Origin of the sequence: Massilia eurypsychrophila (assembly GCF_002760655.1) — a bacterium.
GTDB lineage: Bacteria > Pseudomonadota > Gammaproteobacteria > Burkholderiales > Burkholderiaceae_D > JAFCUW01.
Genome location: NZ_PDOC01000045.1, coordinates 1 through 9,920 on the forward strand (window position 1 = coordinate 1; position 9,920 = coordinate 9,920).

General features: G+C 56.3%; 8 protein-coding genes and 4 pseudogenes. 7 read left to right on the forward strand and 5 right to left on the reverse strand.

All coding sequences use genetic code 11. The features are described from left to right. Positions 1-232, reverse strand: a pseudogene (locus CR105_RS26675) (hypothetical protein); the annotation flags it as partial. A 337-nt stretch (positions 233-569) separates the two neighbouring features. On the opposite strand from CR105_RS26675, the gene CR105_RS28085 reads away from it, so the two are divergent. The 4 genes and pseudogenes from CR105_RS28085 to CR105_RS26690 all read left to right on the forward strand — a co-directional run. Beyond that, positions 570-1,061 (forward strand): hypothetical protein, encoded by a 492-nt coding sequence (locus CR105_RS28085; RefSeq protein WP_131021871.1) that lies wholly within the window; start codon positions 570-572, stop codon positions 1,059-1,061. Between the two features lie 115 nt (positions 1,062-1,176). Then, positions 1,177-2,232 carry a DNA-binding protein gene (locus tag CR105_RS26680; RefSeq protein ID WP_099793926.1) on the forward strand — a complete coding sequence of 352 codons (1,056 nt, stop codon included), beginning with the start codon at positions 1,177-1,179 and terminating at the stop codon, positions 2,230-2,232. 76 nt (positions 2,233-2,308) lie between these two features. Next, positions 2,309-2,545, forward strand: a complete 237-nt coding sequence (locus CR105_RS26685) for a hypothetical protein (protein WP_131021872.1) — start codon at positions 2,309-2,311, stop codon at positions 2,543-2,545. A gap of 167 nt (positions 2,546-2,712) precedes the next feature. Further along, positions 2,713-3,505, forward strand: a pseudogene (locus tag CR105_RS26690) (IS4/Tn5 family transposase DNA-binding protein); the annotation flags it as partial. Here the strand turns inward: CR105_RS26690 and CR105_RS26695 are convergent. Continuing rightward, a pseudogene (locus tag CR105_RS26695) lies at positions 3,486-4,487 on the reverse strand (DUF4158 domain-containing protein); the annotation flags it as partial. The pseudogenes CR105_RS26690 and CR105_RS26695 sit on opposite strands and share 20 nt — an antisense overlap. A 397-nt stretch (positions 4,488-4,884) precedes the next feature. Between CR105_RS26695 and CR105_RS29655 the strand changes: the two are divergent. The 3 genes and pseudogenes from CR105_RS29655 to CR105_RS29555 form a co-directional block, all read left to right on the forward strand. Beyond that, positions 4,885-7,158 (forward strand): PAS domain-containing sensor histidine kinase, encoded by a 2,274-nt coding sequence (locus tag CR105_RS29655; RefSeq protein WP_099793930.1) that lies wholly within the window; start codon positions 4,885-4,887, stop codon positions 7,156-7,158. A gap of 16 nt (positions 7,159-7,174) precedes the next feature. Continuing rightward, positions 7,175-7,867, forward strand: coding sequence for a response regulator (locus CR105_RS26705; RefSeq protein WP_099793932.1), 693 nt, complete (start codon positions 7,175-7,177; stop codon positions 7,865-7,867). A gap of 108 nt (positions 7,868-7,975) precedes the next feature. After that, a pseudogene (locus CR105_RS29555) lies at positions 7,976-8,071 on the forward strand (transposase domain-containing protein); the annotation flags it as partial. Between the two features lie 97 nt (positions 8,072-8,168). Here CR105_RS29555 and CR105_RS26710 read toward each other — a convergent pair. The 3 genes from CR105_RS26710 to CR105_RS26720 form a co-directional block, all read right to left on the reverse strand. Beyond that, positions 8,169-8,459 (reverse strand): DUF4241 domain-containing protein, encoded by a 291-nt coding sequence (locus CR105_RS26710; RefSeq protein WP_099793934.1) that lies wholly within the window; start codon positions 8,457-8,459, stop codon positions 8,169-8,171. Beyond that, on the reverse strand, positions 8,410-9,015 hold the full coding sequence (locus tag CR105_RS26715; RefSeq protein WP_180288326.1) for a DUF4241 domain-containing protein: 606 nt from the start codon (positions 9,013-9,015) through the stop codon (positions 8,410-8,412). The genes CR105_RS26710 and CR105_RS26715 overlap by 50 nt, the downstream gene beginning before the upstream one ends. A gap of 204 nt (positions 9,016-9,219) precedes the next feature. After that, positions 9,220-9,483, reverse strand: coding sequence for a hypothetical protein (locus tag CR105_RS26720; protein WP_099793938.1), 264 nt, complete (start codon positions 9,481-9,483; stop codon positions 9,220-9,222). Positions 9,484-9,920 lie beyond the last annotated feature (437 nt).

Consider the following 9,920-nt stretch of genomic DNA (forward strand, 5'->3'; position numbering starts at 1 on the left):
CCTCGATGCGCAAGTCCGCCAGGCGCAGCTGCTGGTCGCGGCACCACCAGAGAAACCGGGACAGCTCGGTTTTTGTGCTTTTCAGCGTCGACGGCGCAAGCATGCCATGCAGCAGAAAGGCGCGGGCCAGCTCGGTGTCGTTCTCGGCAGCAACTAATGGCTGGCCAGCAGCACGCCGCGGCGCGACTGGCGCCGGCGCACGATCTAAATCAATCAGTTCAAAGTTGTGCATTGTATATTGGATCACTGCTGCTATTCTTGAATTGATGCTCCCGGCATCATCTCCGTTTCGTCTATCAGACCATACAACGGACCTCCGTGAAACATTCACGGAGGGTTTTTTACAACCTGCCGTTTGGCTAGAGCCCAATGGCTGCGCGGGTTTCAAGTATTTTGCATCGCCGGGTTTCGCCAATGTTCCACGGCGATCCACGATGCAAAAATTTACTCTTTCCAAAAGTCATCTTCTCAGTCGAGATTATATGTGTAATCTCGATTGAATGCCATTATTTGTAAAAATATCTCTGTTTTATTTACGTAAAAATTCGTCGTCGAGGTATGATGTCCACATGGCCATCCCTCTACATCCCCCGCCGGCTTCGTCCGCCCACTTCTGGTTCGGTTCTCTCGACGTAGCCTTCGTTTTTTCTGCGCCCGGCAGCTTCGAGGCGTGCCACCTTAAGCCGATCTTCGACGTCACTGGCGAGCACCTGCAGGTGGCGCTCTCACGGCACCTGGTGCCGGCGCTGCCCACAGTCTTTCCAAGCGCCGAACGTTATGACTATCGGATTTCCAACGCCCACTCATCGCCACTCGCGAAAGCCCGCGGCGACCGCAGGACCGAGGCCGGCGACTCAACGATCAAGCTACCTTCCAACGTCGAACGTGTGCGTGACGATCTTGCCGGGTGCCGGCTTGTCGTCCTGTGCGGAAAAAAGGCTCAACGGCTTCAAACGCAACTGGCGGATTTTCCATTGATACTCGCCGGCCATACCAGCATGAATGGTTTGAACTCGAGCTGGCCGGGTAAAGCAACTCGTGTTCGATCCACATTGGAATAGCCGGACCGGCGCGCAGCGCACGGCGAGCAGAATCGCGCTTTGGGCGCGCGAAGTCGAATCTCAGGCCCGTGCCTTGCTGGCTGCCGGCGCCTTGTAATAACTCAGCGAACAGACCATGCAAACTAACTCTTCAATCGATTACAAGACGCTCCCGCGACAGAAGCTGACCGACCTCGCGTGCGACGTTCTGGCTGCGGAAAGCAGGAAGCCGAGCGTACCGCTGGTGCGCGAGATCACACTTAGGTTGTGGGACACCAAAAAAGGCAGCGACGGCGACGTCCAGAAAGACATTCAACATTGGTACGAAGGCCTTTTTGAGTTGAAAAAGGCCGCTGCTATTGGCGGTGTTCCCGAGCACATGGCCACCCTCTTCCGCGAGGTGTGGCGAGGAGCCGTCGACCAAGCCGAGGAAGGACTCGCGGCTAAGCGTGCTCAGCTGGCAAGCGAGCGCGCGCAGGCAGTCCTCGCAGTTCGCGAAGCGCAAGCAGCTACAGACGCTTTGCGCCACCAGTTGGACCTAGCAACAACCGAGATCGACGCCCGCGACGCGGCCATTGCGCGGCTGGACGGTGCCATCGTCCAGCGTGAGGCGCAGGTCGTGCAGCTGACCGCCAGGCTCGTAGCAAAGGACGAGCGGATCGAGTCGCTGTCGGACGAACTGGCTCGGAAGATCACGGAGCAGGCTGCTGCCGTCTCCGCGCTGGAGGGCGACCGCCGTCACGCACTGATTCAGGTAGATCATGCGCGCGGCGAGGGCCGGCACTGGAAAGAGCAATTCGACCGGGCCGCGAAGGAAGCACGCGCATCCCAAACAGAGGCCGACTCCTACCGGAACAAAGCCAGCAGTCTGGAGGCGGCGCTCGCCGGCGCCAACGGGCGATTAAGTGCCCTGCAGGAGAGTCTTGGGGCCGAGAAGGAGCGGACGGCAGCGCTGATCTCACAAGTCGCCGCAGAGCAGCAGAACATTCGTCAGCTGAGCGAGGATCTGTCGAATTCGCGCATCTCCGCAGAAGCTGCGAACGCTCGATATGAATCGGCAGTCCGAGAATTATCGACCGCCAGAGAAAGCGTCGCGGAGGCTCGATCCGGAGAACGTCGAGCCCTGGAAGAGGCCGCAGAACTTCGCGGCCGGCCAGCCAGCTCGATGAAGAATTCTGGCAGAGATTCGTAATCTCCGCGCTCAAGCGCGCTCACCATATAATAAGAATGCCGTCCGGCAACTTAAACGCAGAATCGTAGGAATGGCCATGAACAGATACATAGCAATTTCGGTAGGAATTTTGGCGGTGGCCGTCACCAGTGGCTATAGCAAACCTGTTGAGCAGGCACAGGTCGCACCAGCAACCTCGGAGGCGGTACGCAGCTCCATTCCGGCAGGCCATCAAGGCGACATTTCGGAAGCGGAAAAAAGGGAGCGCCTTAAGAAGATGATGGGGACCGAGCCGGCGCCGTGGGCGAAGCGCACGAAAAATTACCTCGAGTAAATCGCGATTTCTGGGGTTTGAGGTGCAGTGGAACGCAAAACCGGGTTAAGACCATCTCGTTATACACATCTCTGAGCGGCTCAGCCGGCGCGTGAGAAAGCTGTTTACATTCAAGCACTTACAAAGGGACTTGTAAACTGAGCGGGTTTCAAGTTTACTCTTGCCTTTTGGGTGACGCGTTGGCAACAAGATCGAATCGCTGGACAGAGCAAGAATTTGCAGGACTCGACTTGAAAGACGGTCGCCTCGACAAGAGAGCGAAGATACTGATGGAACGATTTACTGCGAACCCGACGGCCAGCATTCCAATGGCTTGCCACAGTTGGGGCGAGACCTGTGCCGCCTACCGCTTCCTCAGCAACCCTGACGTCGAGTGGCAGGACATCATGGCGCCGCATTGGGAGCAGACCCAGAAGCGGATGAGTGCGTGTCCGGTTGTGCTCTGTTTGCAAGATACAACAGAGCTCGATTTCAATGGCCAGGAGGCGGCCGGTCTCGGTCCGTTGAACTACGAAGCGAGGCGCGGCATGTACGTGCATCCGACCTACGCTGTTACGCCTGAGCGCGAGCCGTTGGCGTCGCGGAAATGGCGGCCGAAATGCCTAACACGCGACTCGTGTACGGGGCGGACCGCGAAGCCGATCTGTTGGCCATGATGGCGCGCGCCCAAGCGTTGGGCACACCGGCCGACTGGCTGGTTCGCGCCAAGCACTATCGCTGCTTGCCCGATGGTGATGGCGATAAATTGTGGGCGCATACGACCGCCGGCGTTGCGCTCGGAGAGATCACCTTCACGATGCCGGCCAGAGACGAACAGAAGTCGCGCAAGGTGCGACAACAACCTGGACGCGCACAGTGAACATCGCGAACGGCAAAGCCGGAGCGGTGTCGGCCACTTGCATCGTGGCGCGCGAAATCGACGCGCCGAAAGGCGTCAAGCCGCAAGGGTGGCTGCTGCTTCGTCTAAATCCTTAAGCGATCGGAGACGCGATTTTCTGTCGGCCTTCACGGCGTCACCGAAAAGCTCTCGCGGAATGACTTCGAGCACTTCCAGGGCGTCATCCTGTGCCGAGGCTTTGAGGCAGTGCACGAACGCGACCAGCGTGGCCAAGCGGCGCAGCACCGGCAGGCGCAAAATCGCGCTGGCTTTGGCAGCGCCGGCGAACCGGGCAAGGGCCGCGACCCGGGTGGCGGGGATGCGCGTGGCAGCCGGCAACCGGATGCCAAGTTCACGGACGGCTTGCAGTCGCATTAGCGCCAGGCTCATGGATCGGCTACTGGCCACTACCGGCCCGCTACGAAGGCGGTCAAGTGGCGAATTCCGCGTACCGCCAGAAGAGATAAGGAGTCCTTCCAAGCGCGTTTGCTGGTCCAGGCTGATCCCATTGCCAAGCGAGCGCCATAAGCGCTCCTCGACGCGGCTGCGTAACCGCGCAACGTACCGTTCGAGCGTCGTGCAGCCTGGCAGCAGCACCTTGTGCGTCACCAGCCATGTCGTGGCCCGCTCGAACAGCACACTCGGTCGGTCGGTGCCGGTCCAGCAAAGGGCGTACAGCCACCGGGTCAGGCGGAAGGCGATCAGGGGTTCCGTAAATTCGACGTAGCCATAGGAGGCGCGAATTTCTGTCGCATGCTGCCAGCGCTGCTCGCCGGCGCTGTAGGGGTTTGGCTCGTCCAACCGCCCGATGCGCAGCTGCGTGGCCAGCGTCCGAAGCACTGGTTGAGGCACTGCCAGCGGGTTTTCCAGGAACGTGCCCAAATAGCGCACCGTCCCGAGTTGGACGGCGAAGCCCAGCCGATTATGTGCACCGCGCTTCTGCGCGATCAACGCGAGGTCGGTGTCATCAAGGTGGAAGTACTGGGCGAGATCATGAGATGACGGTGTGCCGCCGTAGCGGCCATAGTTTTCGCGCTGGTCGTTCGAGAGAAAGCTAACTGGCATAACGACCCCTGCTAAGCTGGACTCGGCATTATGCTGCACTTGTTGATGAGCCGGGCGTAGTCTGGTTTTGGGCTGCTGTTAATAAGGCAAATAGCCACTGCATACCGAACGACTTTGCCAGCCGGTACCTTTTATAATCGCTTTATACGAAGAATGTCTTCGCGGCGGCAACTTGGCCGTGCTATCACGTTAGCGCCACTCGCGCTAGATCCTGTTGAGGCTGAGCGCGGGAGGCCGACAGAGGCCGTGCGAGAAGGATCTTGTGCGACGTGGCCTGCTGCTGAGACGTGACAAACCTTGGCCTTTGCGTTTTCAGTCTCTCTCAGCCAAAGAGCAACTTGATGAAAAATGGTAAAATCAACGTGCAAACCCTGCTCCTTTTATTTTGGAACGTGTCATGCGAGATGTAATAGCTCTTTCGGCTCTAGCCACAAAATGGGCGAATCTAGATTCGGCTGGGCTCGCCGCAGCACTTGCGGAAGCTTTGTTGAGCTCCTTGGATCTTGATTTAGTTTATATGCATATGGTCCAGCCTACGGAAGAGCTTCCTCTGGAAATCGCTCGCAGTAAGCACTGTTCTGATCCAATTATTTCGGTTGCTAAGGTGAAAGGCGCGGTAGCGCAACTTTTAGAGGCTAACCGCCCTCTCCCGATCTCAACATTGCCGGATCCTTTCAGCAGTATTACTCTCCGTGCAACTGTTTTCCCGTTTGAATTAGCGGCCCCGAAAGCAATTTTAGTCGTCGCTTCGGAACGGGTGGACTTTCCAACGGACGAGGATATGCTTTTGTTGAGCGTCGTGACCAACCAAGCCGCACTCGGTCTACAGCGACTGAATACAGAGCGAGCGCTAAAAGCAAGTCAAGAGCACCTCCGTGCCGTTCTTGACTCAGCAGGGGACGGTATTTATGTGATGGGAGCTGATTCCCTCTGTACATACCTCAACCCAATTGGGGCTGCGATGCTGGGGTATCGGACAGAGGAACTTGTCGGTCATTCCGTTCACGAAATCATCCACCATACTCACGTAGATGGCAGCTCTCACCCAGTAACAGAGTGCCCTATATTCTTAACTTCAAGGCAGGGGATCCCCTCTCATGTGTCAGATGACGTATTCTGGCATAAGAATGGCATTGCAGTGCCGGTAAGCTATTCGGTCGCCCCGGTGATGGAGGACGGCCTTCCATCAGGTGCAGTAGTGACCTTTCGGAATATTTCTGAGAGAAAGTTAGCCGAAGTAGAGCAAATGCGGCTACTGCGAACAGTTGAAACCGAGCGCGCCCTACTGGCAGACATTTTTCAACGTTCACCTTCCTTTATGTGCGTTCTTTTAGGGTCGGACCATGTTGTACAACAGACGAATGAGCATTTCATGCAGCTCATCGGGCACCGAGAAATCCTTGGTATGCCGATGCGCGAGGCCCTTCCGGAAGTCGTAGACCAAGGCTTTGTAGCTCTACTTGATTCTGTGTTCGCTACTGGAGTCGCACAGGGCGGTTCCGATGTGTCTGTGGTTCTCCAGCGTAGTCCCAAAGGACCAAGTGAACAACGGTATGTGAACTTCATGTATCAAGCGTACCGCGATCCCGACGGAGGGATAGGCGGAGTTTTTGTTCAAGGTGTCGATTTTACGGAACGTAGACATGCCGAGGAGGACCTGCTACGGGTAAGCTCAGAATCCGAAGCAAGGATGGCTCAGATGCTGTCCGCCGAACAACAGCACGGTTTACTTTTAACGCAGGTTGCAAACGCCAGCAGAACAATGGGGCACATCCTATCAATGGATAGTATTGCCCGAGTTTTGACCGAAGAGGCTCGCAGTATGCTTGGCGCACATCAAGCCGTTACGTCCTTGACTGTGAGCGCTGAGTGGGCGCAGGCAATCAATGCTGTGTCTTTATCTGAGAAGTTTTCCCAATATCGTAATTATTCACCCACGCCAGATGGCTCGGGTATCTATTCTGAAGTGTGCCGTACGAATCTCCCAATGCGGCTGACCCAAGCGGAATTAGAAGCACACCCGGCTTGGAAGGGATTCGGAGAACACGCAAAGGAACACCCTCGCATGCGTGGCTGGCTTGCGGTGCCACTCGTCGGACATGGTGGTAGAAACTTGGGCTTAGTTCAGCTCTCAGACAAGTTTGAAGGAGAATTTACAGAACAAGACCAAGCTATTTTGGTGCAACTTGCAGCGATAGCAGCAACAGGTATCGAGAACGCCAGCCTCTATGAAAGAGTGCGCGATCAAGATCGACGCAAGGATGAGTTTCTGGCTATTTTGGCACATGAACTCCGGAATCCACTGGCACCGATACGCACCGGGCTGACTCTTTTGAAGGTTGCACCATCTATCGAAGCTACCGCAAAAACAACGGAAATTATGGAGCGGCAAGTGGGCTATATGGTTGACCTCATAGACGATCTACTTGACGTCTCGCGTATTACGAGCGGAAAAATTCAGCTCAAGAAGGAGCGGCTGGAAGTTCGAACCGTGTTGGATTCTGCGTTAGAACTAAGCAGACCTCTCATTGAGGGAGGCCATCATCAAATGTTTCTCTCGATGTTGAAGGAACCGTTTTTTCTTCATGCCGACCCTACTCGGATGGCACAAATCGTGAGTAATCTGCTCAACAACGCAGCTAAATATACCCCCCCAGGGCGGCCGAATTGAACTGTCTGCCGAGCGCGTGGGTCACGAGGTCGTAATCAGCGTGCGTGACACGGGCGTCGGTCTGTCAGCCGAAGCGCTCCCGAATGTGTTCGAATTGTTTAGTCAAGTTGGAAAAACTGTAGACCGGTCCCATGGCGGCTTGGGTATCGGTCTAGCGCTTGTCAAAAAATTAGTCGAAATGCATTCAGGAGAGGTCACTGCAGAAAGTCCAGGTATGGGTCAGGGATGCACTTTTACGGTCAGGCTTCCATTGGCCCTGGCAAATGTGGTGGAAGTAACCGCCGCAACTAACAGCGTGAGGGCAACTTCTCATGCTACACCTCGCCGCATTTTGGTGGTAGACGATAATATCGACGCGGCTGAGTTACTCTCCATGCTTCTGGTCCTCGCGGGGCATACAGTGGAGACCGTGCACACTGGCCCGGCCGCTTTGCAAACCGCCCGAGCCAATGTTCCGGATGTTATCTTTTTGGATATTGGTCTCCCAGGGATGAGTGGCTATGAGGTTGCACATCGGCTGCGTTCTGATGCGACTACCAGCAAAGTAATCCTTGTGGCCTTGACCGGATGGGGTACTGAAGAAGACCGTCAGCGTGCGATAAAGGCAGGGTTTGACGGGCACCTTACTAAACCGGTTCAGTCGGAACGATTACACGAGATTATCGATAGCTTTTACGAAAAGGACAACCGTGAAAATCCGCGTGTTTGATGCTGCAGTGAAGTATGGGAATGCCTCCGTACCGGCGAGGAATTCGACAAACTAGAGTGATGCCTTGACCTTTTGTGCAGCAGTCGGTTTGAAAGCGCTGAGCCACGGTTGCGGCATGTGCTAGCCCACATCGCCGATCATCCCGTCAACCGTGTTGACGAGTTCCTGCCCTGGCGTTGCGCCGGGCAGCTGGCACCTGCCTAAAAACACGCCGCTTCCCAGCGGTGTGATGCCATCATTACGTAATTCGACAGCTAATTCAAGACGCGCTGATCCCGACGCTTACTGCCAACTGGTTCCTCTACACCTTTCTGAAGATTGACCCCCTCTCATCGAATAGCTGAAAGTCGAGCACCAGTTCAACGGGGACACCATCCGCCCCAAGTCCCCAGTAGGCGGTGTACACGCCATCCCCCAGCCCGGAACTAATCAAAATCACATCAAGCGCCAGTTCGGGATCGGGACGATGTATGCCCCAACTCGCGTCCGCAGGAATATCGCTGCTCAGAATATCGTTATAGTAATTACCGTCCGGGTGGGCGTTATAGAATTTTCGAACCGCATCCGCGAATGCAGTGGCGGCGTTTGGCATCGGCAAAACAAACCATGCCGGTGTCCACTCCAATAAAAACGTTCAGTTCTCCCGGAACGGTGGTTTCGGCCAGCTCCCATACTGAAGGCGCGCCGCCTGCGAAACACACACGCGCAAACGCGATACGACGCCCCCACTCACCGGCAACGGCAAGGGCAAGCTCCACCGTATAGTCCCCTGGCGCAATTTCGCGCTTGAAAGGCCCGGTAAATTTCTCTGCAAAGTAGAAAGGATCTGCGACGACAAGTTTTCCAGAGGGCAGTGATAGCTGTCCTACCGGGATGGGAATCAGGTCGATACCACCGATCGTTCTCTTTTCGAAGCGAGTTGAAAAGTCCACGTGCGCAGGCATCGTTTTGGCGTAGGCGGCGCGGCGCGCAGCGACCGTTTGAAACGATTGCTGGCTCGGTTCGATCAGCTCAATTCCGGTTGATTCATCACGCGCCTCGCCGGGTAATTTGGCGCTGTCGTCCTGGACTGTCTCAAAAGGACCTGACGCCTTGCCTATGGCGCTTCTCAGCATTTTTTTAAGATGTTCAACATCGAAGTTCGCCATGGTCACTTTCGCTTTGGGGCTGAATTGCATGCATCTGAGTTTGGTGTGGACGGTACCAAAGATTATACCGCTTGAAAATCTTCGTTATCGACTGCTCAACAACAAGCATCTTCAAGAGTAAAGCTCGCATTGATTACACGAGTGCTAATGAAGTCGGCCCATATGTAAGGGGAAACTTGGGCGCCAGACTGTTCCGCAGCACGCTCATGAGGCGGCAGCGTCAGGCCGTACAGACGTTACTGGAAAGACGCTTACGCTGTAGGTCACCGTTGCCGCCACGTAGTTGGTGTGGTTGCAGCTGCTGCCGCTGAGCGCGTCGCCGGCGTTGCAGCTGTAGCTGACGCTGGCTGCGTAGTTGTCGTTGCGGCTGCAGCTGCTGCCGCTGAGGGTGCCGTCGCTCGGGCAGCCGTAGCTGGTGGTGGCGGTGTAGGTGCTCGGATGTGTACAGGTGCAGCTCTGGCTGCCCACCTGGGCAAGGCTCGCCCAGAGCGTTCGGCAAATAGGTCGGGCTCGGGCCGCCGCTTGGGTACGTCAATCCGCTGAGACTGCCGTTGGCATTCGCGCGGCCCTGCCGGACAGCCTTCTGCTCAGAACGTGTTGGGATGTAGGCACTGACACCCAATGCCCGCTGACCCGAATGGCTGGAATTAGGGGGCATTGACCCCGGCTCCTTTCTTGACCCCTGCTCCTTCCGTCTCCGCTGAGGCTATGCCGGAGGGGGGCATTGACCCCGGCTCACTGGCGCCCGTAGGCGCCTAAACAAACGGCTGGTCGTAGGCGGTGGCCGTCAAGCTAGTTGTCGCCTAATATAGTCGTTATGCTGCTTTCTTTTGCAGCACGGTTTCCTCTACTCGGGCGCCATCACTGATGGTCTTTTCCGGATTGAGGTGGACGACGGACACTGG

What these genes read in the sequence shown, in the direction of transcription:
- CR105_RS28085 (WP_131021871.1), top strand. Translation starts at nt 570, where the DNA reads ATGGCCATCCCTCTACATCCCCCGCCGGCTTCGTCCGCCCACTTCTGG.
- CR105_RS26680 (WP_099793926.1), top strand. Translation starts at nt 1,177, where the DNA reads ATGCAAACTAACTCTTCAATCGATTACAAGACGCTCCCGCGACAGAAG.
- CR105_RS26685 (WP_131021872.1), top strand. Translation starts at nt 2,309, where the DNA reads ATGAACAGATACATAGCAATTTCGGTAGGAATTTTGGCGGTGGCCGTC.
- CR105_RS29655 (WP_099793930.1), top strand. Translation starts at nt 4,885, where the DNA reads ATGCGAGATGTAATAGCTCTTTCGGCTCTAGCCACAAAATGGGCGAAT.
- CR105_RS26710 (WP_099793934.1), bottom strand. Translation starts at nt 8,459, where the DNA reads ATGCCAAACGCCGCCACTGCATTCGCGGATGCGGTTCGAAAATTCTAT.
- CR105_RS26715 (WP_180288326.1), bottom strand. Translation starts at nt 9,015, where the DNA reads ATGGCGAACTTCGATGTTGAACATCTTAAAAAAATGCTGAGAAGCGCC.